Annotated in this window: 24 protein-coding genes; 18 read left to right on the plus strand and 6 right to left on the minus strand. The window is 65.7% G+C overall.

Translation table 11 applies throughout. The features are described from left to right. Positions 1-52: 52 nt before the first annotated feature. Positions 53-808 (plus strand): hypothetical protein, encoded by a 756-nt coding sequence (locus RAZWK3B_RS15670; RefSeq protein ID WP_037296037.1) that lies wholly within the window; start codon positions 53-55, stop codon positions 806-808. On the opposite strand, the gene RAZWK3B_RS15675 is transcribed toward RAZWK3B_RS15670, so the two are convergent. Further along, positions 802-2,760: a 4Fe-4S binding protein gene (locus tag RAZWK3B_RS15675; protein WP_037296077.1), complete on the minus strand. Its 1,959-nt coding sequence runs from the start codon at positions 2,758-2,760 to the stop codon at positions 802-804. The genes RAZWK3B_RS15670 and RAZWK3B_RS15675 overlap by 7 nt on opposite strands. Before the next feature lie 378 nt (positions 2,761-3,138). On the opposite strand from RAZWK3B_RS15675, the gene RAZWK3B_RS15680 reads away from it, so the two are divergent. From RAZWK3B_RS15680 to RAZWK3B_RS15725, 11 genes are all read left to right on the plus strand, one after another. Then, the gene (locus tag RAZWK3B_RS15680) at positions 3,139-3,681 is read left to right on the plus strand and encodes a DUF3305 domain-containing protein (RefSeq protein WP_007816844.1); all 543 of its coding nucleotides are present in this window, start codon (positions 3,139-3,141) and stop codon (positions 3,679-3,681) included. Beyond that, a complete protein-coding gene (locus RAZWK3B_RS15685) occupies positions 3,678-4,352 on the plus strand; it encodes a DUF3306 domain-containing protein (protein ID WP_007816846.1) in 675 nt (224 codons plus the stop codon). Before RAZWK3B_RS15680 ends, RAZWK3B_RS15685 begins: the two co-directional genes overlap by 4 nt. Beyond that, positions 4,349-4,969 carry a TorD/DmsD family molecular chaperone gene (locus RAZWK3B_RS15690; protein ID WP_037296038.1) on the plus strand — a complete coding sequence of 207 codons (621 nt, stop codon included), beginning with the start codon at positions 4,349-4,351 and terminating at the stop codon, positions 4,967-4,969. The genes RAZWK3B_RS15685 and RAZWK3B_RS15690 overlap by 4 nt, the downstream gene beginning before the upstream one ends. A 41-nt stretch (positions 4,970-5,010) precedes the next feature. Next, a complete protein-coding gene (locus RAZWK3B_RS15695) occupies positions 5,011-5,202 on the plus strand; it encodes a ubiquinol-cytochrome c reductase iron-sulfur subunit N-terminal domain-containing protein (protein ID WP_007816850.1) in 192 nt (63 codons plus the stop codon). Positions 5,203-5,317: 115 nt separating this feature from the next. Further along, the gene (locus RAZWK3B_RS15700) at positions 5,318-8,230 is read left to right on the plus strand and encodes a formate dehydrogenase subunit alpha (protein ID WP_007816852.1); all 2,913 of its coding nucleotides are present in this window, start codon (positions 5,318-5,320) and stop codon (positions 8,228-8,230) included. Positions 8,231-8,242: 12 nt separating this feature from the next. After that, positions 8,243-8,836: a formate dehydrogenase FDH3 subunit beta gene (gene fdh3B / locus RAZWK3B_RS15705; protein WP_007816854.1), complete on the plus strand. Its 594-nt coding sequence runs from the start codon at positions 8,243-8,245 to the stop codon at positions 8,834-8,836. Between the two features lie 123 nt (positions 8,837-8,959). Next, positions 8,960-10,183 carry a formate dehydrogenase subunit gamma gene (locus tag RAZWK3B_RS15710; RefSeq protein WP_007816855.1) on the plus strand — a complete coding sequence of 408 codons (1,224 nt, stop codon included), beginning with the start codon at positions 8,960-8,962 and terminating at the stop codon, positions 10,181-10,183. 3 nt (positions 10,184-10,186) lie between these two features. Then, positions 10,187-11,512, plus strand: coding sequence for a c-type cytochrome (locus tag RAZWK3B_RS15715; RefSeq protein WP_007816856.1), 1,326 nt, complete (start codon positions 10,187-10,189; stop codon positions 11,510-11,512). A gap of 1 nt (position 11,513) precedes the next feature. Then, positions 11,514-11,651 (plus strand): hypothetical protein, encoded by a 138-nt coding sequence (locus RAZWK3B_RS21485; RefSeq protein WP_007816857.1) that lies wholly within the window; start codon positions 11,514-11,516, stop codon positions 11,649-11,651. Further along, positions 11,648-13,021, plus strand: coding sequence for a sigma-54-dependent transcriptional regulator (locus RAZWK3B_RS15720; RefSeq protein ID WP_007816858.1), 1,374 nt, complete (start codon positions 11,648-11,650; stop codon positions 13,019-13,021). The genes RAZWK3B_RS21485 and RAZWK3B_RS15720 overlap by 4 nt, the downstream gene beginning before the upstream one ends. Positions 13,022-13,215: 194 nt before the next feature. Next, positions 13,216-13,539 carry a cupin domain-containing protein gene (locus tag RAZWK3B_RS15725; RefSeq protein ID WP_007816860.1) on the plus strand — a complete coding sequence of 108 codons (324 nt, stop codon included), beginning with the start codon at positions 13,216-13,218 and terminating at the stop codon, positions 13,537-13,539. A 38-nt stretch (positions 13,540-13,577) separates the two neighbouring features. Here the strand turns inward: RAZWK3B_RS15725 and RAZWK3B_RS15730 are convergent, their stop codons facing one another. From RAZWK3B_RS15730 to RAZWK3B_RS15740, 3 genes are read right to left on the minus strand one after another with little or no spacing between them, the layout of a single operon-like run. Then, positions 13,578-14,123, minus strand: a complete 546-nt coding sequence (locus tag RAZWK3B_RS15730; protein ID WP_007816862.1) for a biotin transporter BioY — start codon at positions 14,121-14,123, stop codon at positions 13,578-13,580. A 30-nt stretch (positions 14,124-14,153) separates the two neighbouring features. Then, positions 14,154-14,759: an energy-coupling factor transporter transmembrane component T family protein gene (locus RAZWK3B_RS15735; protein ID WP_007816864.1), complete on the minus strand. Its 606-nt coding sequence runs from the start codon at positions 14,757-14,759 to the stop codon at positions 14,154-14,156. Continuing rightward, complete coding sequence (locus RAZWK3B_RS15740) at positions 14,740-15,468, minus strand: energy-coupling factor ABC transporter ATP-binding protein (RefSeq protein ID WP_232279549.1); 729 nt, start codon at positions 15,466-15,468, stop codon at positions 14,740-14,742. Before RAZWK3B_RS15740 ends, RAZWK3B_RS15735 begins: the two co-directional genes overlap by 20 nt. 184 nt (positions 15,469-15,652) lie before the next feature. Here RAZWK3B_RS15740 and RAZWK3B_RS15745 point away from each other — a divergent pair, with 184 nt between their 5' ends. Genes RAZWK3B_RS15745 through RAZWK3B_RS15765 form a run of 5 tightly spaced genes read left to right on the plus strand, consistent with a single transcriptional unit; the run spans position 15,653 to position 23,242 of the window. After that, the gene (locus tag RAZWK3B_RS15745; protein WP_007816868.1) at positions 15,653-18,139 is read left to right on the plus strand and encodes a Lon protease family protein; all 2,487 of its coding nucleotides are present in this window, start codon (positions 15,653-15,655) and stop codon (positions 18,137-18,139) included. Then, positions 18,136-18,936 carry a hypothetical protein gene (locus tag RAZWK3B_RS15750; RefSeq protein ID WP_007816871.1) on the plus strand — a complete coding sequence of 267 codons (801 nt, stop codon included), beginning with the start codon at positions 18,136-18,138 and terminating at the stop codon, positions 18,934-18,936. The genes RAZWK3B_RS15745 and RAZWK3B_RS15750 overlap by 4 nt, the downstream gene beginning before the upstream one ends. Positions 18,937-18,939: 3 nt before the next feature. After that, the gene (locus RAZWK3B_RS15755) at positions 18,940-19,653 is read left to right on the plus strand and encodes an ABC transporter ATP-binding protein (protein WP_007816874.1); all 714 of its coding nucleotides are present in this window, start codon (positions 18,940-18,942) and stop codon (positions 19,651-19,653) included. A 4-nt stretch (positions 19,654-19,657) separates the two neighbouring features. Next, entirely contained in the window at positions 19,658-22,021 is a 2,364-nt protein-coding gene (locus RAZWK3B_RS15760; RefSeq protein WP_007816875.1) for an ABC transporter permease, read from the plus strand. A 6-nt stretch (positions 22,022-22,027) separates the two neighbouring features. Then, positions 22,028-23,242, plus strand: coding sequence for an efflux RND transporter periplasmic adaptor subunit (locus RAZWK3B_RS15765; protein WP_007816877.1), 1,215 nt, complete (start codon positions 22,028-22,030; stop codon positions 23,240-23,242). 13 nt (positions 23,243-23,255) lie between these two features. Here RAZWK3B_RS15765 and RAZWK3B_RS15770 read toward each other — a convergent pair whose 3' ends face one another. Beyond that, positions 23,256-24,290, minus strand: coding sequence for a sodium:calcium antiporter (locus tag RAZWK3B_RS15770; protein ID WP_007816880.1), 1,035 nt, complete (start codon positions 24,288-24,290; stop codon positions 23,256-23,258). Between the two features lie 215 nt (positions 24,291-24,505). On the opposite strand from RAZWK3B_RS15770, the gene RAZWK3B_RS15775 reads away from it, so the two are divergent. Continuing rightward, the gene (locus RAZWK3B_RS15775; RefSeq protein ID WP_007816882.1) at positions 24,506-25,009 is read left to right on the plus strand and encodes a L,D-transpeptidase family protein; all 504 of its coding nucleotides are present in this window, start codon (positions 24,506-24,508) and stop codon (positions 25,007-25,009) included. On the opposite strand, the gene RAZWK3B_RS15780 is transcribed toward RAZWK3B_RS15775, so the two are convergent. Continuing rightward, the gene (locus tag RAZWK3B_RS15780) at positions 25,000-25,653 is read right to left on the minus strand and encodes a YggS family pyridoxal phosphate-dependent enzyme (protein WP_007816884.1); all 654 of its coding nucleotides are present in this window, start codon (positions 25,651-25,653) and stop codon (positions 25,000-25,002) included. The two genes, RAZWK3B_RS15775 and RAZWK3B_RS15780, sit on opposite strands and share 10 nt — an antisense overlap. Positions 25,654-25,717 lie beyond the last annotated feature (64 nt).

A 25,717-nucleotide genomic window follows, 5' to 3' on the forward strand; every position in this document is an offset into this window, starting at 1 on the left:
CCCTCTCTCAAGATTGTTGACGCGGTGGGCCTTGGCTTTCTACCTTGGGTCCATGCGTCGGCTCGTTGTTTCATCCTGGCTTGCCCTGGCAAGCGTGCTTGGCCCCGTCACGGTCGCGGCGGCCGAGGATGTTCGGCTCGCCGTGCCTCCGGCGCTGATGGACTCGGGCCTGCTGGACTATGTGGTGCCGCGGTTCTCGTTGAAAACCGGGGTTCGGATCGACATGGTCGGTGCGCAGGACAGCGCCGATCTGGCGCTGACCAACCAAACAGCGGGAACGCCCGTGTTTCAAGGCCCGAACGCCACCTGGAGCCTGATGCGGCTGGATACCGGCAATGCGGATGCCGCGCGGTTTGCCGACTGGCTCACCGGCGAGATCGGCCGCCGCACGATCACCGCCTTCGAGATCGACGGAACCGCCCCCTTCAGCCTGCCGCAAGAGGTCCGCGTCAAGGCGGTGGCTGTCACCTTTGACGGTGACGCGGCCCTGGGCAAGACGCTGTCTGACGAAATGTGCGGGCGCTGCCATGTGGTGATGGACGAAAAGCGGATGAACGATATCGGCTCCGCCCCCTCGTTCTTCGTGCTGCGCGCCATGCGCGACTGGGACAGCCGCTTCCAGGGCTTTTTCGCGCTCAACCCGCATCCCGCCTTCACCCAGATCAAGGACGTGACCCCGCCCTTTCCGATCGACCGCCCATCGCCCATCGTGCCCGTCGAGATGGATCTCGATCAGCTCGAGGCGATCCTGGCCTATGTCTCGAATATCGAGCCGGCCGATCTGGGCGCGCCGATCGAACATCAGTGATCCCGGCGCTTGCTGAGATAGTCGTCCGTCGTGCGCACCTGCGGGCGGTCGCCCCCGGCAAAGGGGTTGTCCTTGGAATGGAACTGCGCCTTCACCCGGCAATTGTCGCACATCTGGATCATGCGCGCGGCCTGTTCATTGGCGAACATGGCGTGCTTGCCAGCCAGTTTCTCGGTGATCCGCTCGACCGTTGATTTCACCCCGAAAAGCGCACCGCATTCCACGCAGGCAAACGGCTCTTCCTCGTTGAGCACCACCTGCGTCATCGCCGCATCGGCAAGGTTCAGGCGCGGCTCATAGGTGATCGCATCCTCGGGGCAGACATTTGCGCACAGCCCGCATTGCAGACAGGCATCCTCCTGAAAGCGCAACTGCGGCTTGTCGGGATTCTCCAGCAGCGCGCCCGACGGGCACAGCGACACGCAAGACAGGCACAGCGTGCAGGCATCGGTATCCACCAGAACCGCGCCATAGGGCGCATCCTCGGGCAGGGGCAGAACCGCATCGGCCGGGTTCAGCGCCTTCGCTGCCATCCGGGCCACCTGTCGGCGGCTGCCCATCAGCAGCACGGTGTCTTCCACCGGCTGGGGCAGATCGTCCGGCGCATAGAGCGCCTCGCACATCGCATCCGGATCATTCACATCCAGCAGCTCTATTTTCCCTTCGCCCGCAATGGCTTGCGCCAAGGGCACTTCGCTGTCCAGCGCATCGCGCTCGGTCGTGGGGGCCAGCAGGATCGTGACATCCGCAAAGCCCGAGGCCAGCGCCGCCAGCATCTCGGCATGCCCGAACCCCGAGATCACGTCGATCTCCATCGGGATCACATCCGCCGGCAATCCGCGCCCATGCCGCGCCGCAAGCTGGATCATCTGCGTGCCGAACTCCCGGTCGCAGACCAGCAGGCGCGGGGCGATGCCCCCCGCCTTGCGATAGGCCGAGGCCAGCGTCTGAATGCGCCGGAACGTGGTGTCGGGCGAGGGCGCGTCATAGGTGATCGCCCCCGAGGGGCACCGCGCGGCACAGGCCCCGCAACCCGCACAGATCATCGGGTCGATGGTCACATGCTCGCCCGCCGGGATGATCGCACCCGTGGGGCAGATATCAAGGCAATTGCTGCAGCCGACCTTGCCGGCCCGGCTATGGGCGCACAAGAGCGGCTCCATCGCCACGTAAAGCGGCTTTTCGAACGTGCCGATCATCTGCGCTGCGTTCAGCACCGCATCTGCCACCGCCGTGATGCTGCCGGGATCGGCGCGCAGATAGCCTTCGCGCTTTTGCGGGGCTGGAAACAGCGCCGTGCCGCCCGTCAGATCGAGGATCACGTCGCACTCGGTCACCGCGCCATCGCGCGGCTCGGTCCATGTCAGCGGGCCACGGCCTGCCGGGTTGACCTGCCGCAGCGCGTCAATCTGCACCCGGAACTGGCCAAGGGCCCCCTGTGCGCTGCGCAAATTGCCCCGGATCACGTCAAAGTCGCGGCTTTCGGGCGGGTCGGTATCGTCGGTCACCAACACCGTCACGCCAAGGATCGGGGCCAGTTTGCGGCCCGCCTCCAGCGCCACATCCGACGCGCCGATCACAAGGCACAGCCCCTCCGAGACCACATCCAGCGTCTTTTCGGCGGGAACATTCAGCGTCGCATCGGCCATCAGCGCGGCCATTTTGGGTAGTTTGGACCGGGGGTCGTCAGACCATCCGGCCCGGTCGCGCAGGTCGGTGAAAGCGGGGTCCGGCGCCTCCGAATCGGCGGCCAGCTCTTCGAAAATGCGCTGCTCTTGGCGACAGCAAATCACCGCGTCCCCGGCGGCGATTTCCTCGGCGGCGCGGTCCAGCTGCGTTGTGCACAGCCCCGAATGCACCTGCGAGCATGTCAGCCCGGTCGCCTGTTCCAATCCCTCTCGGTCGATCTCTTGGGTGCCGGAACAATTACATAAAATCAATCGCTTAGCCATGTCGCTCGCTTTGACTGCCTCCCCATGCCAGACGCCTTCAGAGCGTTCGGCGAGCCACAGATTACACATGATTCGCAGCCGTGGTAAACATCATTTACCAAAGCGGACCGACCGCGCATCGCGCCGCGAATCAGCCAAGTGATTCCCCAAGATGGTCCAGCCGGGCGCGCTTCGCCGACATGCGTAAGGGCCGCGTGGGGACTTTTTGTCCAATGCGGCAGTTTGCCTCTTTCACCGCTGCCCATTCTGTCCATAGCCCTCCATTGTGGACAATGGAATGCAGATTTCGCTTTGAGTGGTCCGGAAACTGTACCAGTCTATGGGCTACCGAAACTGGGGAGGATCGGTGTGGTTCACAATCCGTCGAGATACGCCAGCATGCCGCTTGGCGTCGTCATCCGGAAAACGCCGGGCGCGACCCGTTGGGCGGCTTGGGCCTGGAAAGCCGTGGCCGTGCTGCCCGGTGCCGGCCCGGCCGATTGGCGTGTCTTGCGCTCGGAAGGGGATGTGACCGAATACCATGCCGCGACACCGACGCTCGAGTTGCACGGCGCCGACACCGATGCCTATGTGCACGGCCTCGCGGCACAAGTGCCTTGCATCTACGTCGTGCTGCGCGCCACCGCGTCGACCCAAGGGGCGCCCTTCGAGGTGCTTCTGGTCACCGCCTCGCCCTATGAGGCGCAGGATTATTGCGACAGCGGCGAAGAGATCGTCGAAAAGGTCGCCATGCCCGAAGGCTTGCTGGCCTGGGTCAGCGAGTTCGTCGATACCCACCATGTCGAAGAGGAATTCAAGAAGCGCCGCCGCGACCGCGTCGATATCGACGTCGTCGAGGATGGTGTGGGCGATCCGCGCATTCACCAGATGCGCGATGTCTTCCGCTCGCCGGCGCTGCAGCGCAAGGGACGGATGCAATGAGCCGGGGTGATTTCTGGTCGCGCCGCAAGGCCAAGGTTCAGGCCGAGCAGGAGGCCGAGGCCCGCGCCGCCCTGGCCGCCGAAGAGGCTGCCCGCGAAGAGGAGCTTGCAGAAAAGCCCGATGCCGAGATCCTCGAGGAACTGGGCCTGCCCGATCCCGACACGCTCGAGCCGGGCGCCGATTTCCGCGCCTTCATGCAAAAGGCCGTGCCCGACCGGATCCGCCGCCGCGCCTTGCGGCGGCTTTGGCTGTCCAACCCGGCGCTGGCCAATCTGGATGGCCTGATCGACTATGGCGAGGATTTCACCGACAGCGCCACCGTGCTCGAAAACCTGCAGACCGCCTATCAGGTGGGCAAGGGCATGATGGCCCATGTCGAGGAACTGGCCCGCCAAGCGGAAGAAAAATCCGCCGCCGAGTCTGACGCCGCCAACATGGCCGATGCGACCGATGCCGCCGAAGAGCCCGCCGACAGCGTCGTGCAAACATGTACCGACACCGCGCAGGCCGACACCGATCAAGACGACGACCCCGATCAACACGGCGAGGCCTATGTCTGGCAAGACAACGACCCCGAGCCTTCCGCCCCGCCGCGCCGCCGGTTGCGGTTTTCCTTCGATGACCGGGCGCCGCCCGGTCAGGGCTTTGACATGACGGGAGCATCACAGTGACGGAGCAAGCAGCAGTGAGCCACGCCATCCTCGAAGAAGACCGGCTGCGCGCCGATCTGTACGACTATCTCGGTGTGCTGCTGGCCGGTCCGCCCAATCAGGGCCTGCTCGACCAGACCGCGCGCCTGTCGGGTGACGACACCGACCTCGGCACCGCCATCGCCGCGCTGTCGCGCATCGCGCGCCACACGCAGGAACCCGCCGTTGAACGCGAGTTCAACGCGCTGTTCATCGGTCTGGGCCGGGGCGAGCTTCTGCCCTATGCCAGCTATTACCTGACCGGGTTCCTGAACGAAAAACCGCTGGCCGCCCTGCGCCGCGACATGGCCGCGCGCGGCATGACCCGCGCGCCCAATGTCTATGAGCCCGAGGACAACATCGCCTCCCTGATGGAGATGATGGCGGGCCTGATTACCGGACGGTTCGGCAAGCCCGCGTCGCTGGCCGATCAAAAGACCTTCTACAACAAGCATATCGGCCCTTGGGCCGGGCACTTTTTCACGGATTTGGAGGCTGCAAAGAACTCGGTTCTCTATGCCTCGGTCGGCGCTGTCGGCCGGGTCTTCATGGAGATCGAGACCCAAGGCTTCCGAATGAGCGCGGAGGGATCCGCATGACCCGGCGGGCAACCGCCACCACCAACGAGAGGAGGACTCTCATGTCGAAGAAAACCGAGGATGGCGCCAGCCGTCGCGATTTTCTCAAACTGGCCGCCTCCGGCGCGCCCGCTGTTGCGGTCGTGACGGCAGTGACCGGTGGGCAGGCCGAAGCGGCCGAGCCCGATCTTGCATCCAGCCGGATTCAGGACACCGCGCATACGCGCGCCTATCTCGACTCTGCCCGGTTCTGAACCGGACAAGGTCACCCATCCATGCCGGCGACAGGTTGCGTGACGCCCGACTGTCCGGTGATCAACCTTAGTACCCAGCAAGCCCCTTGGGGTGCGCCCGGGAGGAGATGAAAACATGCTTAGGAAAAAGACCAACGGGGTTGCGAGACGCCCCCAGCGGACAAGTATCCTGTCTGAGGTCGCCGGGAAATCCGTCGACCGCCGCGCGTTTCTGCGCGGCAGCGGTCTGGCCATCGGTGGCCTTGCCGCGATCGGTGCCATGGGTGGCACCGTCACGAAAGCCAGCGCCGCCACCGCGGCGCAAGGCGCGGTCCAGACCCTGAAATCGGTCTGCACCCATTGCTCGGTCGGCTGCACGGTCATCGCCGAAGTGCAGAACGGCGTCTGGACGGGTCAGGAACCCGGCTGGGACAGCCCGTTCAACCTCGGTGCCCATTGCGCCAAGGGTGCGTCGGTGCGTGAACACGCGCATGGCGAGCGTCGTCTCAAATATCCGATGAAAAAAGAGAACGGCGAGTGGAAGCGCATCAGCTGGGAACAGGCGATCAACGAGATCGGCGACGGCATGATGCAGATCCGCGAAGAAAGCGGCCCCGACAGCGTCTATTGGCTGGGCTCCGCCAAGCACAACAACGAACAGGCCTACCTGTTCCGCAAGTTCGCGGCCTATTGGGGCACGAACAACGTGGATCACCAGGCCCGGATCTGTCACTCGACCACCGTTGCGGGTGTTGCGAACACATGGGGCTACGGCGCCATGACCAACTCCTACAACGACATCCACAATTCTCAGGCGATCTTCATCATCGGCGGCAACCCTGCCGAGGCGCACCCCGTCTCGCTGCTGCACGTGCTGAAGGCCAAGGAACAGAACAACGCGCCCCTCATCGTCTGCGACCCGCGCTTCACGCGCACGGCCGCGCATGCCGATGAATATGTCCGGTTCCGTCCGGGCTCGGACGTGGCCCTGGTCTGGGGCATCCTGTGGCACATCTTCGAGAACGGCTGGGAAGACAAGGAATTCATCCGCACCCGCGTGTGGGGGATGGACCAGATCAAGGAAGAAGTCGCCAAGTGGACCCCCGAAGAGGTCGAGCGCGTCACCGGCGCCCCCGGCAGCCAGCTCGAGCGCGTCGCGCGCACTCTGGCCAACAACCGTCCCGGCACCGTGATCTGGTGCATGGGCGGCACGCAGCACACCAACGGCAACAACAACACCCGCGCCTACTGCATCCTGCAGCTTGCTCTTGGCAACATGGGTGTGTCGGGTGGCGGCACCAACATCTTCCGCGGCCATGACAACGTGCAGGGCGCCACGGACCTTGGTGTTCTGTCGCACACGCTGCCGGGCTATTACGGTCTGGCCGCAGGCTCGTGGGCACATTGGGCTCGCGTCTGGGGCGAAGATCCAGAATGGCTGGCGGCACGCTTCGACAAGATCACCGGCAAGGATGGCAAGGAAAAATCCCTGCAGAACCTGTCGGGTATCCCTGTCAGCCGCTGGATCGACGGCGTCCTCGAGGACACCGCGAACATGGACCAGCCCAACAAGGTCCGTGCGATGGTGCTCTGGGGCCACGCGCCCAACTCGCAGACCCGTATGACCGAGATGAAGACGGCGATGGAAAAGCTCGACATGCTTGTCGTGGTCGATCCGTTCCCGACGGTCTCGGCGGTGCTGCATGACCGGACCGATGGCTGCTACCTGCTGCCGGCCACCACGCAGTTCGAAACCTACGGCTCGGTGACGGCGTCCAACCGCTCGATCCAGTGGCGCGAAAAGGTCATTGATCCGCTGTTCGAATCGAAGACCGACCACGAGATCATCGGCCTCTTCTCCAAGAAGTTCGGCTTCCATGACCGGATGTTCCGCAACATCCAGCTCGAAGCGGATGGCATCACGCCGAATATCGAGGACACAACCCGCGAGTTCAACCGCGGCATGTGGACCGTCGGCTATACCGGCCAGTCGCCCGAGCGTCTCAAGCTGCACATGGCCAACCAGCACACGTTCGACCGGACGACGCTGAAGGCTCTGGGTGGCCCCGCCGATGGCGATTATTACGGGATGCCCTGGCCCTGCTGGGGAACACCGGAAATGCGTCACCCGGGCACGCCGAACCTCTATGACATGTCCAAGTCGGTGGCCGATGGCGGCCTGACCTTCCGCGCCCGTTTCGGCGTGGAGCGGGATGGCGAAAACCTGCTGGCCGAAGGCGTCTACTCGAAGGATTCGGAAATCCAGGACGGATATCCCGAATTCACCATGCAGATGCTGATGGATCTTGGCTGGGACGGTGACCTGACGGCGGATGAACGCGCCGCGATCGAAAAGGTCGCGGGCAGCGCCGACAAGGTGCCCGGCGTCAACTGGAAGACCGACCTTTCGGGCGGTATCCAGCGGGTTGCCATCGCACATGGCTGTGCGCCCTTCGGCAACGCCAAGGCCCGGACCGTGGTCTGGACCTTCCCCGATCCGGTGCCGCTGCACCGCGAGCCGCTCTATACGAACCGGCGCGATCTGGTGGCGGATTACCCGACCTACGAAGACCGGCATGCTTACCGCCTGCCCACCCTCTATGCGTCGATCCAGAAGAACGACTTCTCCAAGGATTACCCGATCATCCTGACATCGGGTCGCCTTGTGGAATACGAGGGCGGTGGCGACGAAACACGGTCGAACCCGTGGCTTGCCGAACTTCAGCAGGACATGTTCATCGAAGTGAACCCCAGGGATGCGAACAACCTTGGTGTGCGCGACGGCGAGCAGGTCTGGGTGGAAGGCCCCGAAGGCGGCAAGGTCAAGGTCATGGCCATGGTCACCGAACGGGTCGGCGAAGGCGTCGCCTTCATGCCCTTCCACTTCGGCGGTCATTTCCAGGGCGAGGACCAGCGGTCGAAATATCCGGACGGGGCAGACCCCTATGTCTTGGGTGAATCGACCAACACGGCCCAGACCTATGGCTATGACTCTGTGACCCAGATGCAGGAGACCAAAGCGACTCTCTGCAAGATCATGCCAGCGTAAGGAGACAAGAGAATGGCAAGAGCAAAATTTCTCTGCGACGCCGAGCGCTGCATCGAATGCAACGCTTGCGTCACCGCCTGTAAGAACGAGCACGAGGTGCCTTGGGGTATCAACCGGCGCCGGGTCGTGACCATCGAGGATGGCAAGCCCGGTGAACGGTCGATCTCGGTCGCCTGTATGCATTGTTCGGATGCACCCTGTATGGCGGTCTGCCCTGTGGACTGCTTCTACCAGACGTCCGACGGGGTGGTTCTGCACTCCAAGGATCTGTGCATCGGGTGTGGGTACTGCTTCTACGCGTGCCCGTTCGGTGCGCCGCAGTTCCCGCAGGCAGGCAACTTCGGAAGCCGTGGCAAGATGGACAAATGTACCTTCTGCGCCGGTGGCCCCGAGGAAAACCACAGCCAGGCCGAGTTCCAGAAATACGGCCGCAACCGGATCGCCGAGGGCAAACTGCCCATCTGCGCCGAGATGTGCTCGACAAAGGCCCTGCTGGCGGGGGATGGCGACGTCGTCGCCAATATCTACCGCGAGCGCGTGGTCGCACGGGGCTTCGGCTCCGGCGCCTGGGGCTGGGGCACCGCCTACGAGCAAAAGGGCGGCTGATCCCTTCGGGACCACGGGATGCGCGAATTCCGCGCATCCCTTTGCCTGACCGCACAGGTCGGGCGGCCCATCCCGGCTGCCCGACCTGACCATGATGGTTTCATTTGATACAGGACAGATCGCATGACCCGGCTTCTGTACACGTTCTTCTTGTCTTTGCTGCTGGCCGCGCCGGTGTCTTCCGTGACCGCGCAACAGGCCACCGAGACACCCCAGATCGACCGCTCCGCCACCGGCGGGGCGCCCACTCTCGAGGATATTCTGGCCCGCCAGCGCGGCGAGGCCGTGGACAACAGCTGGCGCCGCGGCACCGATGACGGCAGCGCCGAAGCCGCCCCGGGGACCGGCCCTCTGGGCACGCTCGGTGGCATGTCCAATTCCGATGTCTGGCGCGATCTGCGCTTCAACGATGCCGATGTGAAAGTCTCCGCAGGCGGCCCCGTCGCCAAGGTGCTGGTGCAGGACAGCGGCATGGCCTGGCTGCAATTCCGCGAAGGCCCGCTGATCACCTATGGCGGTCTGTCACTGGTGGGCACGCTCGGACTTCTGGTGATCTTCTACCTGATCCGCGGCAAGATCCGCATCGACGGCAAGAAATCCGGCCGCACCGTGACCCGCTTCGCCTTCATCGAACGCTTCGCGCATTGGCTGATGGCTGGCTCGTTCATAGTGCTGGGGATCACCGGGCTGATCACGCTGATGGGCCGCAAGTTCATCATTCCCGCGTTCGGCCACGAGGCGTTCTCGACCGTCGCGATCGCGTCGAAATGGATCCACAACAACATTTCCTGGGCCTTCATGCTGGGGCTGGCCATGGCCTTCGTGCTGTGGGTCGTGCACAACATCCCCAACAAGACCGACCTGAAATGGCTGGCCGTGGGCGGCGGGATCTTCACCAAGGGCGTTCACCCGCCCGCGCGCAAGTTCAATGCGGGCCAGAAGATGATCTTCTGGTCGGTCATTATCTTGGGCGCGTCGATTTCGGCCTCGGGTCTGTCGCTGCTCTTCCCGTTCGAGATGCCGATGTTCGCCAAGACCTTCGCGATCCTCAACGATACCGGCCTGCCGCAGATTGTGGGTCTGGGCGTGCTGCCCACCGACCTGCCGCCGCATCAGGAGATGCAGCTGGCCCAGGCCTGGCATGCCATCGTCAGCTTCGTGCTGATGGCGATCATCCTAGCGCATATCTATATCGGCTCGGTCGGCATGGAAGGCGCGTTCGATGCCATGGGCTCGGGCGAGGTCGAAGAGCAATGGGCGCGGGAACACCATGGCCTGTGGCTCGAAGAGCTGCAGCAGAAAGGCCAGGCGCCCGCACCCGGCAAGGCGCCCACTCCCGCGGAATAAGGGATGCGCGCGCTGGTCTCAGGCCTGCTCATGTCTGTGCTGGCGGCCCTCCCGGCCGCCAGTCAGGACTTTACCACGCTCAAGGGCCATGGCGGCCCGATCATGGGTGTGCAGGTCGATCCTGCGACGGGCCGGGTGATCTCGGGCAGCTTCGACAATTCCGTGGGGCTTTGGCAGGGACGCGATCCGCGCTGGCTCGAAGGGCATGACGCCGCCGTGAACACGGTGCTTTTCCTCGCCCCTGACCGGGCGGCATCGGGGGGCGACGATTTCAATGTGATCCTGTGGGACCTTGATGCCGGGACATCAAGCCGTCTGACCGGGCATCAGGGCAAGGTCGCGGGGCTGTCGGTCTCGCCGGATGGCGCCCTTCTGGCCTCGGCCAGTTGGGACGGTTCCATCGGGCTCTGGCCGCTTGTCGCGCCTGACGGTGCGCCGCGCTTCTTGCGCGGCCATGGATCGGGGGTGAATGCCGTGACCTTCGCCTCGGACGGCGCGCGGCTCTTTTCGGCCTCCGCCGATGGTACGATCCGCGTCTGGGATGTGGCCTCGGGCGCGGACCGAGTTCTGACCGATCAGGGCTTCGGCGTGAACCGGCTGGTGCTGGGTCCGAATGATGCCTGGCTGGCTTACGGCGCAGTCGATGGCGTCACGCGGGTGATCGACCCGGTCAGCGGGGAGCAACTCTACGATTTCTCGCTCGAGCGGCGCCCGGTGCTGGCAATGGCGCATCACGCGGCGACCAGCCAAATGGCGGTGGGCGACGGGCACGGCTATATCATGATGATCGACACCGACGCGTGGCGCATCACCCGCGATTTCCGCGCCATGCAGCGCGGCCCGGTCTGGGCGCTGGATTTCTCCGCCGACGGGGCCTCGATCCTCGCGGGCGGGCTTGATGACGTGGTCTATTCCTGGCCCGTTGCCCTGCTGGACGCGTTCGACCCCGCCGGAAGCTCTCAGCGGCAAAGCTTCCTGCGCGATCCCGAAACCATGCCCAATGGCGAGCGGCAGTTCATGCGCAAATGCTCGATCTGCCACGCGCTGACCCCGCCGCCCTCGCGCAAGGCGGGACCGACGCTCCATGATCTTTTCGGCCGCAAGGCCGGGGCGATCGCGGATTACCCCTATTCCGACATCCTCGCCACATCGGACATCATCTGGTCCGATGACACCATCGACGCCCTGTTCGACATGGGCCCCGACCACTACATACCAGGGTCCAGGATGCCGATGCAGGTCATCCGGGCCGAAACAGACCGCCAGGACCTGATCGCCTTCCTGCGAACGGCGACGGCTCCGGATACGGCCCCAGACAAGGAGAACTGACATGAAAGCGATGTATGCGGCCTTTGCGGCCACGGTGGTGATCTCGATCGCCGGTTACTACATTCTCGGCGAGATGGGGTTCTCAAGCGGGCAGATCTTCGCCAGTGACTCTGTCCGGCTCGATGACGCGTCGGAATGACCGTCGCCGGCGTTCAGACAAGCGGCGCCACCCGGCCCGATGACGATTACGGCGAAAACCTCGAGGTGGCGTCGATCCTCGTGATCGATGACGAGCCGGGGATGCGCAACTTCCTGACCAAGGTTCTGACGCCGCGCTGCAAGCGCGTCGAACAGGCGCGCTCGGCCCGCGAGGCGTCGGACCTGCTGGATCAGGCGCATTTCGATCTCATCATCCTCGACAACATCATGCCCGAAACGGCCGGTCTCGACTGGCTCGATGAGCAACGCCGCGTGGGGCTTTTCGCCGATGCGATCCTGATCACCGCCTATGCCGATCTCGACACCGCCATCCGCGCGCTGCGCGCCGGGGTGGCGGATTTCGTGCTCAAACCGTTCCGCGCCAACCAGATCCTCAATGCCGTGGCGCGCGCGCTCGACCGCAAATATCTGCGGCGCGAAAATTACCTTCTCAAGCACGAACTGTCTGAGGGCGGTATCAGCGCGCGGGGGCGTCTTCTGGGTCAGTCCCCCGCTGTGCAGGACGTGCGCGACATGCTGGCCAAGGTGGCGCCGCAGCGCACCACGGTGCTCTTCACCGGCGCCAGCGGCACCGGCAAGGAAGTGGCCGCGCGCACCCTGCACGGCCTGTCGGACCGGGCCGAGGCGCCCTTCGTCGCCGTCAATTGCGCCGCCATCTCGCCTGACAAGATCTCCGAAGAGCTGTTCGGGGTCCTGCAGGACGGCCAGCCGCTCAAGGAAGGGTTGTTCCTGCATGCCGATGGCGGCACGCTCTTTCTGGACGAGGTGGCGCAACTGCCCGCCCAAGCGCAGGCCACGCTGTTGCGCGTGCTCGAAGATCAGCGCATCCGCCCCGCCGGCGCCGAGCGCGAGATCCCGCTCAACCTGCGGTTTTTGTTCGCAACCAATGCCGATCTCGATGCGGCGGTGGCCGAAGGCCGGTTCCGCGCCGATCTCTATCACCGGATCAACGTGTTCCGCATCGAGATGCCGCTGCTGCGCGACCGCACCGAGGATATCGTCGAGCTTGCGGCCTATTTCATGAGCGAGTTTTCCCGCGCGCTCGGCCTGCCGGCGCTGGAGCTGAACGAAGAGGTGTTCCTGAAGCTCAGCCGCTACGACTGGCCCGGCAATGTGCGCGAGCTGCGCAACCTGATCGAACGCTCGGTTATTCTCGGCGCTTTCCCGGCAGAGTTTTCGGGCGAGGGGCGCATCACCGGCCCCGAGGCCATCGAGACGCTGGAGCTGGTCGAGCAGCGCCATATCCTCAACGTGCTCGACGCTTGCGGCGGCAACCGCGCCGAGGCTGCCCGCCGCCTTGGCGTGTCGCGCAAGACCATCGACCGCAAATGCGCGAGCTGGGGGGTCTAGACCCGAGGTCAGGCGCTCCGATGGACGCGCCTGTGGCGCGGCAGGGTTTGCGCGCCATGGGCGCGCGGGTGGGGGCCAGCCCCCGCCGTTGAAATCCTGAAGGGATTTCAACGTGCCCCCGGGATATTTCTGGCCAGAAGAAACCCGGTGCATTAGGCTTTGCGGCGACAGTCCATCTGCAAGGAGCCGACCCGATGTCCGACCGCCCGCAGGCGCAGCCCACGACCCTGGCCGATGATGACAGCCACCGCATCACAAGGTTCGATTTCGAACCGGGCGCCGAGACCGGCTGGCATGTGCATGGCTTCGATTACGTCATCGTGGCACTGAGCGCCTGTGAGATGCATCTCGAGATGCCCGATGGCAGCGTCAATGAGGTGAGCTTGCCGCCCGGTCGGACCTATCACCGGCCCGTCGGCGTGGAGCATAACGTCATCAATGGCGGCACGGCGCCCATGGCCTTTGTCGAGCTGGAGTTCAAGCAGGGGCTTGATCTCGCCGCACTCGACAAAGGTTGATAATTGCGGCTGAGACCTGCGGCTAAAGGGCTGCAGGCTCAGGCGCGAGACAGCACGCTCGAGGGGCGCGCCTTGTACAGTGCCGCGGTCAGCGCTGCCGCCAGACCTGCCTTGATGAGATCGCCGGGGATGAACGGCGCCATCGACAGCGTGGCCTGGGTCACGGTGAGATCGAGCATCGCCACCATCCCGAGGATGCCGGGGATATAGAGCACCAGGATCCCGCCGATCACCGCCGCGCAGATCGCGGCGGGAAAGACCGGCGCGCCGCGCATCCGTTCCATGATCCACCCGGTGACGAAGGCCGCGATCGGAAAGCCGATCAGAAAGCCCACCGTCGGCCCGGCAAAGACGCCCAGACCGCCGCGCCCGCCCGCCAGAAGCGGCAGGCCAAGCGCCACCAGCCCCAGAAACAGCAGCACCGCCAGCGCGCCGCGCCGCGCACCCAGGATCGTGCCGCAGAGCATGATCCCCATGCCCTGCGCGGTGATCGGGATCCCCGAGGCCAGCGTGAATTTCGGCACCAGCCCCAGCACCGCGATCAGCGCGGCGAAAAGGGCGATGAGTGTGACCTGTCGTTCCATGCGTCCTGTTCCCTTTCTTGTGTGTCCTGTTCAATCCATATCGAATCCGCCGCGCGCGCGCAGCGCCTCGGCGACATGTTCGGCGTCATCCACCGCCACCAGCGTGATCGGCAGCGCCACCTGCCAGCCGGGGCGCCGCGGGCTGCGCGCGCGCCAAGCGTCGATCAGCAGCCGGGCCTTGTCCAGCATCACGGGGATGAAGCGCACCACCAGCACGATGGCAAAGCCGATGGGCGCCGTTCTGACCCCCAGCCGTTTGAGCGGCGACAGCCCCCACATCACCACCTCGACCAGATCGTCGAAGCGGCTGGTCATGGTCACCAGATTGGCCAGCGCCACCGCCGCGATCAGCCGCAGCGCAATCACCGTGCCGGCCCGCAGATCGCCGGTCAGCCCATGCCACGCGAGCACCAGCGCCACGAAAAACCACACCGGCGTCAGAAGGCCCAGCCCCGCGCGCAGGAACCGCCATCCCGGCACAAGGTAAAGCCCCGCCACCGCCGCATTGGCCAGCAGCATCGCGGCGACGCTGTCGAGCACGAAGAGCGCAACCGTCGCCGCGCAAAGCGCGGCCAGCTTGGCCCCGGCGCGCAGCCGGTGATAAGGCGTGCGGATCTCAGAGGTCAGCGTCAGCATCGCCAAGCGCCTCCATCGCCTGCAGATAGGCCGCAAGCGTCGCCTCCGCCGGGCCATCGGCGGCCACGCCGCCTTCCTCCAGCCAGATGATCCGAGCATAGCCCGAAAGCGCGGAAATGTCGTGCGAGACATGGATCACCTGTGCCGGCACCGCATCCAGATAGCGCCGCAGCGCCCGCGTCGTCGGCAGGTCCAGCCCCGCAAACGGCTCGTCCAGCACGATGACGCGCGGCGCCATCGCCAGCACCGACATCAGGCAGACCAGATGCCGCTGGCCTTGCGACAGGGTCGCAACCGGGCGCTCGGACCAATCGGCGCGCCCGAACCGCGCCAGCATCGAATGCGCCTCGGCGCGTGCGGCGGTCTTGTCATGGCCCAGCTGGCGCAGGCCAAAGGCCAGCTCTTCCTCGACGGTGGGAAAGATGATCTGGTGATCGGGGTTCTGGAACAGGATGCCCACCGTGCGGATCGCGGCCTTGCGGTCGCGGGCGACATCGACGCCCGCCACCCTGACCTGTCCCGCATCGGGCGCGATCAGCCCCGCGATCAGCCGCGACAGCGTCGTCTTGCCCGAGCCGTTGCGCCCCACGATGCCGATCCGCCGTTCCGACAGCGTCAGGCTTAGGTCGCGCAGCACATTGCGGGCGCCGAAGCCGTGGCTTACCCCCGTCAGGCGCACCGGTCCCATCGCTGTGCTGTCTGGCGTCATCCTGTTGTCCCGCGTCCCGAACGCTGCTGAACCGGTGCAATATCGCGCCGGCCACCGACTTGCCAGTGCAAACACCGGATCGCGGCCTTGACTGACGTCAATTCCCGGCGGCTTGCCCTGCGTTAAGCTCGTTGCGCACACCGCTTTACCGGCATTCCAGCAACAGGAGGCTGCGACCCGCATCATGAGCGATACCTCAGATCCCGCCGATGGTCCCGGACTCCCGCAGCCGCTTGCGCCCGAGCTACTTTGCGTCCCGGTCAGTGCGGCGGATTTCGATTTCGCCACCACCGCCGATCTCGCGCCCGATATCGGCTGGCTGGGTCAGGAGCGCGCGGTGGATGCGATCCGCATGGCCGCCGAGATACCGCATGGCGATTTCAACGCCTTCGTGCTGGGGACGCCCGGAAGCGGTCGGCACCGGATCGTGCGCGCCATTCTGGCACAGGCTGCCGCGGCCCGCGAGCGGCCAAGCGATTGGGTCTACGTGAATAATTTCGACGCACCCGACAAGCCGCGCGCGATCGAACTGCCCCCCGGTCAGGCCAGCCGCTTCTGCAAGGCGATGGAGCATCTGATCGACGAATTGGCCAATGACATCCCGGCGATCTTCGAATCCGAGGATTACCAGACCCGCCGCAACGCCATCGAACAGGACTTCGCCGATCTGCACGAGGCCGAGATGTCGCAGCTCTTCGAGCGCGCCCGTGGCCGGGGCGTGGCCATCCTGCGCACGCCGATGGGCTTCACCGTGGCCGGGCTGCATGGCGGCGAGGTGCTCACCCCCGACAAATACGAGGCGCTCTCCGAAGACGAGCAGGCCCGCGTCGATGCCGCCGTCGATCAGACCCAAGGTGAGCTGGCCGAGGTGCTCAAGGCCGCGCCTGCGCTCGAGAAACAGCACCGCGCCCGCGTCGAGACCCTCAATGTCGAGATGGCCACCGCCGGGGTGGATGCCGCCATCGCCGAAGTGGCCGAGGCGTTTCGCGATCATGCCCCGGTGCGCGCGCATCTCGACCGGGTGCGCGCCGATCTGATCGAGAACGCCCAGCTTTTTCTGATCCGCGACGAGCAGATGCAGGGCGGCCCCTTTCCCGGCCCCACCAGCAAGCATTACGCGCGGCCCCAGTTTCAGCGCTACGCCGTCAACGTGATGGTCGCGCATGACGGGGCAGGGCAGGGGGGTGCCGCCCCCGACACCCAAGGCGCCCCGGTGATCGAGGAATCGCTGCCCACCTTGGGCAACCTGATCGGGCGCATCGAATACGCCTCCGAAATGGGCGCTCTGGTGACCAATTTCACCATGATAAAACCCGGTGCGCTGCATCGCGCCAATGGCGGGTTTCTGGTGCTGGATGCGCTGCATGTGCTGCAGGAACCCTTCGCTTGGGACGCGCTCAAGCGCTGCCTGCGCACCGGTGAGATCTCGATCTATTCGCCCGGCGAGCGGCTCAGCCTGATTTCCACCGTGTCGCTCGATCCCGATCCGATCCCCCTCAAGACCCGTGTGGTGCTGGTGGGCGAGCGGCTGCATTACTACCTTCTGGCGGCCTATGATCCGGATTTCGCGCATCTGTTCAAGCTGCAGGCCGATCTCAACGATCACATGCCGGCGGGCGAAGACCACCGGCAGGGCTATGCGCGGATGCTGGGCAGTCTGGCGCATGACGCGGGCATTCGTCCCCTCGAGCCGGGCGCCGTGGCCGCCACCTTGCGCGAAAGCACCCGGCTTGCGGGCGATGCGGAACGCTTCACGCTCGACACCGACACCCTGTCGGACATCCTGCGCGAGGCGGATCACTGGGCCGATGGCAACGATCACAGCGCGATCACCGCCGCCGATATCGACCGCGCCATTGCCGAACGCGACCACCGCGCCAGCCGCCTGCGCGATCTTTCCCACGAGGCGATCACCCGGCAGACCATGCTGATCGACACCGACGGGGCGCGCATCGGCCAGATCAACGCGCTGTCGGTGCTGCAGATCGGCGCCGCCACCTTCGGGCGGCCCTCCCGGCTGACCGCGCGCACCCGGATGGGCAGCGGCAAACTGGTGGATATCGAACGCGAGACCGAGCTGGGCGGCCCGATCCACTCCAAGGGCGTGCTGATCCTTCAGGGCTATCTTGCCAGCAGCTTCGCCACCGACGCGCCGATGTCGCTCTGGGCCAGTCTGGTGTTCGAACAAAGCTATGGTGGCGTGGATGGCGACAGCGCCTCGGCGGCCGAATTGCTGGCGCTGATCTCCTCGCTGGCCGAGGTGCCCATCGACCAGTCCTTCGCGATCACCGGATCGGTCAACCAGTTCGGCGACATTCAGGCCATCGGCGGGGTCAATGAAAAGATAGAAGGCTTCTTCGACATCTGCGCCGCCCGTGGCCTGACGGGGCGGCAAGGCGTGCTGATCCCCGCCGCCAATATCAAGCATCTCGCCCTGCGCGCCCGGGTGATCGACGCGGTCCGCGACCGCCGTTTCCGCATCCTCCCGATGCGCAGCGTCTCGGATGCCATCGCCGTGCTGATGGGGGCCGAGGCAGGCCAGCGCGGCCCCGACGGCGCCTATCCCGAAGGCAGCATCAACGCCCGGGTCGACGCCCGGCTGCGCGCCTTCGCCGAAGCCCGCCGCGCCTATGTCAAACAGGCGGCCGAGCCGCCGGGAGGCGCGCCATGAGGCCCGCTGACCGCCGCGCGCGGGTGATCCTTGGGGCGACCTGCTCGGTGGATGCGATCGGCACCTTGCAGATCGCCGTCCAGATCGCCCGCCGCCGGGGCGCTGACCTTTATGGCCTTCTGGTCACCGACGAGGCGATCCTCGCCGCGGCCTCGGGGCCGCGCGCCCGTGCCGTGGGCTTCTTCGGCGGGCAGATCGCGCCGATCACCGCCGAAAGGATGCTCGATGCGTTCCGCGCCGATGCGCGCCGCTTTGAAGAGGGGCTGTTGCGCGCGGCTCAGGCGGCCTCTGTCCATGCCGCGTTCCGACAGGCGCAAGGCCGGCTCGCAACCGCGCTCGACGAAGGCGCAGGGGCCGGCGATCTGCTGGTCTATGGGTTTGCCCGCCCCGAGCGTGGCGCCGATTGCGTGGTGCTGCTCTCCGATGGTGCGGCGCCTGCCGCCGATCTGGTCGCGCTTGCGGCACAGCTTGCCGCCTATCCGGACAGGCCGCTGGTGGTGCTGGCCCCGCCCGGCGGGGATGCCGCGCTGAAGGCCGCTCTTGCCGCCCATGCAGCCCCGGGCGCCCACGCCCCTGTGCTTGTTCCCGTCGCCGACATGTCGGCGCTTCTGGCGCAGCTGGAACGCCGCCGCCCCGCCGCCGTGATCGCCGCCGCCCCCCGCGCGGCACTGCCGCCGGTGGGCCGCCTTCTCGATGCCGCGCGCTGCCCGGTGATCTTTCCCGCCGATCCATCCGCCCCGAATGCGGCCCTGATCTCACCCCAGAACCCGGCCCCGTCAGACCGGGCAGGCAGCTAGGCCATGTCCGAACCTTCCGTCATCTTCCGCACCGAAGGGCTGACCAAGGTCTATGACACCGGCGCGCTCAAGGTGCATGCTCTCGCCGGTGTGGATATCCGGCTTTATGCCGGTGAATTGGCGGTGCTGCTCGGCCCCTCCGGCAGCGGCAAATCCACGCTTCTCAATATCCTTGGCGGGCTCGATCACGCCACCTCGGGCCGCGTCTGGTTCCGCGACACCGAATTGACGCAACTGGGCGACCGGGGGCTGACCCGCTACCGGCGCGATCACGTGGGCTTCGTCTTTCAGTTCTACAACCTCGTGGCCAGCCTCACCGCGCGCGAGAACGTGCAGCTTGTCACCGATGTCGCCCGCAATCCGATGCGCCCCGAAGAGGCGCTCGAACAGGTCGGCCTCACGCACCGCATGGATCACTTTCCCGCCGAGATGTCGGGCGGCGAACAGCAGCGCGTCGCCATCGCCCGCGCCATCGCCAAACGCCCCGAGGTGCTGCTCTGCGACGAGCCGACCGGCGCGCTCGACAGCCAGACCGGCGTGCAGGTGCTCGAGGCGCTCAAATCCATCAACGACACGCTCGGCACCACCACCGCCGTCATCACCCATAACGCCGCGATCCGGGGGATGGCGCATCGGGTGATCTGGTTCCGCGACGGGCGGATCGACCGGGTCGAGTGCAACGACACCCGCATCGCCCCCTCCGAGATTTCATGGTGAGCCGATGAAAGCCCTTGATCGCAAGCTCTTGCGCGATTTTCGCCGCCTCTGGGCGCAGGCGGCGGCGATCGCTCTGGTGCTGGCCTGTGGCGTGGCGATCCTGATGACGAGTTTTGGCATGTATGGCGCGCTCGAAGACACGCGCGACGCCTATTACGACCGCAACCGCTTTGCCGATGTCTTCGCCGATGCGCGGCGCGTGCCCGACGGTGTGCTCACCGATATCCGCGCCATTCCCGGCGTCCGTCAGGCCGAGGCTCGGGTGATCGAGCATGTGATCCTCGATGTGCCGGGCCGGCCCGAGACGGTGACCGCGCGTGTGATCTCGCTGCCCGAGGCCTCCGCGCCGCTGCTCAATCTGCCCTTGCTGCGCTCAGGCCGGATGCCCGATCCCGCCGCCACCGACGAGATCGCGGTCAATCATCCCTTTGCGCTCGCCAACGATCTGCGCCCCGGCGCGCGGCTCAGTGCCAATCTTGGCGGCCAGCGCCGCGAGCTGACCGTGACCGGCACGGTGCTGTCGCCCGAATTCATCTACACCATCGGCCCCGGCGCGCTGATGCCCGACAACGAAACCTTCGGCATCCTGTGGATGCCCGCGCGCATGGCCGATGCCGCCTTCGACATGGACGGCGCTTTCGACAATGTCACACTCCGGCTCGATCCCCATGCCAGCCTCGAGGATGTCATCGACCGGCTGGACAGGCTGCTTGAACCCTATGGCGGGCTGGGGGCTTACGGGCGTGACAGCCAGGTGTCGCACAGTTTCGTCGACGCCGAGATCGAGCAGCTGCGCACCACCGCCCTGATCCTGCCGCCGATCTTCTTCGGCATCACCGCCTTTCTGGTCAGCATGGTGATCGGGCGGATCATCGCCTTGGAACGCTCTGAAATCGGATTGCTCAAGGCCATCGGCTATTCGGATGTGGAAATCTGCGTGCATTACCTGATGCTGGCGGGGCTGATCGCGGTGGTGGGCACGGGGTTGGGCTGGGCCGTGGGCACGTGGCTCTCGCAGGCACTGGCCCGGCTTTATGCGCAATTCTTCGATTTCCCCTACCTGATCTACCGGGTCGCCTATGACGCCTATGCCATCTCGGCGGTGCTTGCGCTGCTCAGCGCGGCGCTTGGGGCCGCGCGCAGCGCGCTGCATGCCGCACGGATGCCGCCCGCCGTTGCGATGGCCCCTCCCGCCCCTCCGCGCTTCAAGCGCAGCGCGCTTGACCGGCTCTTGTCGCGTCTGCGCCTCTCCCAGCCGGTGATGATGATCCTGCGCGCGCTGATGCGCTGGCCGTTCCGCGCCGCCATGACGACGCTCGGCCTGTCTCTGGCGGTGGCGATCCTCGTGGCCTCGAGCTTCTTTTCCGACGCGCTCGACCGGCTGATCGACAGCGCCTTCACCCAGTCCAACCGGCAGGACGCCATCCTTCTCTTCACCCCCGACATCCCCGAAACCGCGCTGTCCGAGGTGGCAAACCTGCCCGGTGTCCTGCGCGCCGAGGGCCAGATGTTCCAGGCCGCCGTTCTGCGCCACGGTCATCTGGAAAAGGATGTCCCCATCGAGGCCCGCCGCCCCGGCACCGACCTGTCGCGCATCATCGACGGATCGGGCACGCAGCTCGACGCGCCCCCCGGTGGCATCCTTCTGTCCGAGCGTCTGGCCATGCATCTCGCCGCCCGCCCCGGCGATGTGATCGAGGTGACATTCCTTGGAGACCGTGGCGAAACCCACCGCGTGCATGTCGCGGGCCTCGTGCAGCAATATCTGGGCCTCGGCGCCTATATGGACCTCGCCACGCTCAACCGCCTCAAGCGACAGGCCCCTCGCATCACCGTCGCCAACCTGCTGATCGACGACGCCCACCTGCCCGAGCTTCACGCCGTGCTCAAACAGACCCCCGAACTCGGCGGGCTCATCATGCTGACCGAAATGCGCCGCTCGTTTCAGGACACGATCCGCGAGAACGTCACCATCATGACCAGCGTCTACATCACCATCGCCGTTCTGATCACCTTCGGTGTCGCCTATAACGGCGCGCGCATCCAGCTGTCGGAACGCGCCCGTGAACTGGCCAGCCTGCGCATCCTCGGCTTCACCCGCGCCGAGGTGTCCTTTGTCCTGATGGGCGAAACCCTGCTGCTGGCGGTGCTGGCGCAACCGCTTGGCTGGGCGCTTGGCGGGCTGATCGCCAAGGCGCTGGCGCGCGGCTCCACCTCGGATCTCTATGCCGTGCCGCTGGTGCTCGAGCCGTCGGGCTTTGCGCGCGCCAGCCTCGTGGTGCTGGCCGCCTCGCTGATCTCCTCGCTGATCGTACGCCGCAGGCTGGACCGGCTCGATCTTGTCGACGTCATGAAAACAAGGGAGTAATCCACCATGGCCCTCAAGGCCCGTACCGGTCTCACCGTCGCTCTTGGCACAGCCCTCGCCCTTGGTCTTGGCTGGGTGGCCTTTCGCACCGATCCCGTGCCGGTCGATCTGCACCCGGTCGCGCGTGCGCCGATGCAGGTCACGGTCGATGCCGACGCCCTCACCCGCATCACCGAGATATACGAGGTGGCCGCGCCGATCTCGGGCATCGCCCAACGCTCCCCGGTCCGCGAAGGCGACCCGGTGATCGCCGGGCAAACCGTCGTCGCGATCGTTGAGCCTGCCGCCTCGAGCCTGCTGGACGCCCGCAGCCGCATTCAGGCCGAAGCCTCCGTCCGCGAGGCCGAGGCGGCACTCTACGTCGCCCGCAGTCAGCTCGATCAGGCCGAAGAAGAAGTGACCTTCGCCCGCAGCGACTACCAGCGCACCAAGACGCTGGTGGATCGCGGCGTGGCCTCCGTCGCCCGGCTCGAAACCGCCGAGCAACGCCTCGCCTCAGCCCAAGCCGGGGCCGAGGCCGCGCTGTCGAATCTCGAACGCGCCAACAGTGCGCTTGACCGTGCCCGCGCCGCCCTGATCGAACCGGGCGCGGATGACAGCCCCGCCGCGTCGTGCTGCGTGCGCCTGACCGCGCCCATCGATGGCCGCGTGCTCAGTGTCGAGACGGTCAGCGAACGGCCCGTCACCGCCGGCGCGCGGCTTGTCTCGGTGGGCCGTCCAGACGATCTCGAGATCGTCGCCGATCTTCTCTCCACCGATGCCGTGCGGCTGTCCGCCGGGATGCGCGCCGAGGTGGCGCGTTGGGGCGGCCCCGGCACCCTTGCCGCGACCCTGACCAAGATCGAGCCGTCGGGCTATACCAAGGTCTCCGCGCTTGGCATCGAGGAACAGCGCGTCGATGCGATCTTTTCCATCGACACACCGATCGCCGAACGCTCCGCCTTGGGGGACGGGTTTTCGGTCTTCCTTCGCATCATTGAATGGCAACGGGACGATGTGCTGCAAGTGCCGCTTGGCGCGATGTTCCGGCGCGGGCAGGACTGGGCGGTATTCGTTGCCGCCCCCGATGGCACCGCCCGCCTGCAAGTGATCGAGATCGGCCGCCGCAACGACCTGAGCGCGCAGGTGCTCTCGGGGCTGATCGAAGGCCAGCAGGTCATCACCCACCCATCGGACGCGATCTTTGACGGCGTGCCCATCGTCCGGCGCGCGGCACCCTGACGCGCGCCGCCTCTCAGCCCGCCAGCGCCTGCACCGTGACCGCCCCGCCATAGATCAGCAACAGCGCCGTGCTTTCCAGTCCGATCCGGCCCGGCCCGTCGCGTTCCCGCACGATCAGCCCGATCAACAGGACGCTCGTCATCACCAGCCCCACCGCGATCCAGAAGAGGTCCGCTGTCGTGATCGCGTGATAGATCGACCCCTCGCGATACCCCGCATCCGCCGCCGTCAGGAACAGCACATCGAATGTGTTGCCGCCGATGATCCCGCCCACCGCCAGTTGCACCGCACCGCGCCGCACCGCGGCCAGCGTGGTGATAAGCTCCGGCAGCGACGTGGCCACCGCCGTCATCAGCGCGCCCACCACAGTCGCCGAAATCCCCAGTCGGGCCGACAATTGCACCCCGATCTTGGACATCATCCACCCCGCCAGCCCCAACACACAGGCCAGAAGCGCAAAGCGCACCAACAGCGGGATCGGGCCGCGCGCGTGCTCCGGGGCTTCGTCCGGCCGGTCCGCGCGGGTGTAAAGCGTCTGCACCGGATGCCACATCGGCGCCGCGCGCACCCGCGCCGCGATCCGGACGCCCGCGACATAGATCACCGGCAAGACGAACGACACCGGATGCATTCCCAGCATCGACACCTCCGGCATCGTGAATGCCGCCAGCGGCAGACCCAGCATCAGCGTCAGCAGGCTCGCCTGATAGAGATTGGCCAGATCCGCCGAGGCATGTTCCAGATTGGCCTTGCGATAGACCATATCCGCCAGCGCCAGAAACGCGGTCTGCGCTGCGATCCCGCCCACCGCATTGGAAAACGCAAGCGACGCTTCCCCGTCCAGTGCCGCGGTGACCGACACGACCGTGCCCGACAGCGACGTGGCCATGCCCAGCAAAACCGCCCCGGTGATCGCCTCTCCGATGCCGGTCTCGTCGGCCAGTTGATCGGCCTTGCCGGTCAGCTGCACGCCGACCACGGCGATCACCCCGGCGACAATCAGAAAACCGGCGATCAGGGCGGGCAGGGGCAGAGCGTCGAACCACATGCGGCCCGTTGTGCAGATCGTGCCGCCGGATGACAATGCGCGCGCGCAATCCGCCGCGATCCGGGTGCATTTTCGCGAGTTGTGTACGGAATGGACACAAATCCGGGGATCGCAATGCCGTTTGGTCCCAAAGCCGTGTAGGTTTCGTACGGATTGTACGGAACTTCGGGCGCTCCGGGCTTCCCTGCGGCGGGATTTTGCGGCATCACTCGGACATGACACCGAATGACCTTGTCCTGACCCCGATGGGCCTGCGCTTTCAGGGCCGGCGCTATCCCTGCTCGATTGGCTGGGGTGGGCTAAGTGCTTGTAAACGCGAGGGAGATGGCGCCACCCCGGTTGGTGCGCACCGCATCGTGGGCCTGCTGTATCGCCCCGATCGCATGGCCCGGCCCGCCGATTGGGCGGTGCCGATCCGCCCTTCGGACCTGTGGTGCGACGACCCCGGTCATGAGGATTACAACCTCATGATTCAAAAGCCTTTTTCTCATTCGCACGAGGTTCTTCGCAGGGCCGACCCGCTCTATGATCTGGTTTTAATTACCGATTGGAACTGGCCTTATGCAGAACGCGGCCGGGGATCATGCATCTTTTTGCACCAATGGCGCAGGCCACAGTATCCGACTGCCGGATGCATCGCCTTCCGGCGGGATCATCTTATTGAAATTGCGTCGAAAATTCGCTACGAGTCGCGATTGATCGTGCGCCCTCAGCCGTAATCGCGCGCGCCGAAAATGGCGCTGCCGACCCTCACATGGGTCGCGCCAAGCGCAATCGCCTCCTCGAAATCGCCGCTCATCCCCATCGAAAGCCCCTGCAACCCGTTCCGCTCGGCGATCTTCGCAAGAAGCGCGAAATGCAGGCTGGGTTCCTCATCGACCGGCGGAATGCACATCAATCCTTGCACGGGAAGGTCCATCCCCTTGCAATCATTGATGAATTTATCTGCATCCGCTGGCAGGACACCGGCTTTCTGATCCTCTTCGCCGGTATTGACCTGCAGGAAGATGTCCGGGCAATGCCCTTCTTCTTGTGCGATCCGGGCAATCGTGCTGGCCAGCTTGGGCCGATCGACCGAATGGATCGTCTGGAACAGGTCAAACGCCTGTCGGGCCTTGTTGGTTTGCAGCGGCCCGATCAGATGCAGGTCAATACCTTGAAAACGCTCGCGAAATTCTGGCCACTTTCCTGCAGCTTCCTGAACGCGGTTCTCTCCGAAACAGCGATGCCCCATCTCCAGCACCGCCTCCACCCGCTCATTCGGCTGCACCTTGGAGACCGCGATCAACGTCACGCTCCCCTCCACGCGCCCCGCCGCCCGCTCGGCTTTGTGGATGCGGTTCCTGATGTCTTCGAGACTCACCTGCGGACCCTCCGGGCTGTTCCTACGCGGACCGCATCTTTGCCACAGCCCCATGCAGCAGCAC

The organism is Roseobacter sp. AzwK-3b (assembly GCF_000170875.1).
In the GTDB taxonomy this organism is placed as follows: Bacteria; Pseudomonadota; Alphaproteobacteria; order Rhodobacterales; family Rhodobacteraceae; genus Roseovarius; species Roseovarius litoreus.

Bases quoted from the DNA above. Each gene is read 5' to 3' on its own strand.
- RAZWK3B_RS15670 (WP_037296037.1), top strand. From the start codon at position 53: ATGCGTCGGCTCGTTGTTTCATCCTGGCTTGCCCTGGCAAGCGTGCTT.
- RAZWK3B_RS15675 (WP_037296077.1), bottom strand. From the start codon at position 2,760: ATGGCTAAGCGATTGATTTTATGTAATTGTTCCGGCACCCAAGAGATC.
- RAZWK3B_RS15680 (WP_007816844.1), top strand. From the start codon at position 3,139: ATGCCGCTTGGCGTCGTCATCCGGAAAACGCCGGGCGCGACCCGTTGG.
- RAZWK3B_RS15685 (WP_007816846.1), top strand. From the start codon at position 3,678: ATGAGCCGGGGTGATTTCTGGTCGCGCCGCAAGGCCAAGGTTCAGGCC.
- RAZWK3B_RS15695 (WP_007816850.1), top strand. From the start codon at position 5,011: ATGTCGAAGAAAACCGAGGATGGCGCCAGCCGTCGCGATTTTCTCAAA.
- RAZWK3B_RS15700 (WP_007816852.1), top strand. From the start codon at position 5,318: ATGCTTAGGAAAAAGACCAACGGGGTTGCGAGACGCCCCCAGCGGACA.
- fdh3B (WP_007816854.1), top strand. From the start codon at position 8,243: ATGGCAAGAGCAAAATTTCTCTGCGACGCCGAGCGCTGCATCGAATGC.
- RAZWK3B_RS15710 (WP_007816855.1), top strand. From the start codon at position 8,960: ATGACCCGGCTTCTGTACACGTTCTTCTTGTCTTTGCTGCTGGCCGCG.
- RAZWK3B_RS15715 (WP_007816856.1), top strand. From the start codon at position 10,187: ATGCGCGCGCTGGTCTCAGGCCTGCTCATGTCTGTGCTGGCGGCCCTC.
- RAZWK3B_RS21485 (WP_007816857.1), top strand. From the start codon at position 11,514: ATGAAAGCGATGTATGCGGCCTTTGCGGCCACGGTGGTGATCTCGATC.
- RAZWK3B_RS15720 (WP_007816858.1), top strand. From the start codon at position 11,648: ATGACCGTCGCCGGCGTTCAGACAAGCGGCGCCACCCGGCCCGATGAC.
- RAZWK3B_RS15725 (WP_007816860.1), top strand. From the start codon at position 13,216: ATGTCCGACCGCCCGCAGGCGCAGCCCACGACCCTGGCCGATGATGAC.
- RAZWK3B_RS15730 (WP_007816862.1), bottom strand. From the start codon at position 14,123: ATGGAACGACAGGTCACACTCATCGCCCTTTTCGCCGCGCTGATCGCG.
- RAZWK3B_RS15735 (WP_007816864.1), bottom strand. From the start codon at position 14,759: ATGCTGACGCTGACCTCTGAGATCCGCACGCCTTATCACCGGCTGCGC.
- RAZWK3B_RS15740 (WP_232279549.1), bottom strand. From the start codon at position 15,468: ATGACGCCAGACAGCACAGCGATGGGACCGGTGCGCCTGACGGGGGTA.
- RAZWK3B_RS15745 (WP_007816868.1), top strand. From the start codon at position 15,653: ATGAGCGATACCTCAGATCCCGCCGATGGTCCCGGACTCCCGCAGCCG.
- RAZWK3B_RS15750 (WP_007816871.1), top strand. From the start codon at position 18,136: ATGAGGCCCGCTGACCGCCGCGCGCGGGTGATCCTTGGGGCGACCTGC.
- RAZWK3B_RS15755 (WP_007816874.1), top strand. From the start codon at position 18,940: ATGTCCGAACCTTCCGTCATCTTCCGCACCGAAGGGCTGACCAAGGTC.
- RAZWK3B_RS15760 (WP_007816875.1), top strand. From the start codon at position 19,658: ATGAAAGCCCTTGATCGCAAGCTCTTGCGCGATTTTCGCCGCCTCTGG.
- RAZWK3B_RS15765 (WP_007816877.1), top strand. From the start codon at position 22,028: ATGGCCCTCAAGGCCCGTACCGGTCTCACCGTCGCTCTTGGCACAGCC.
- RAZWK3B_RS15770 (WP_007816880.1), bottom strand. From the start codon at position 24,290: ATGTGGTTCGACGCTCTGCCCCTGCCCGCCCTGATCGCCGGTTTTCTG.
- RAZWK3B_RS15775 (WP_007816882.1), top strand. From the start codon at position 24,506: ATGACACCGAATGACCTTGTCCTGACCCCGATGGGCCTGCGCTTTCAG.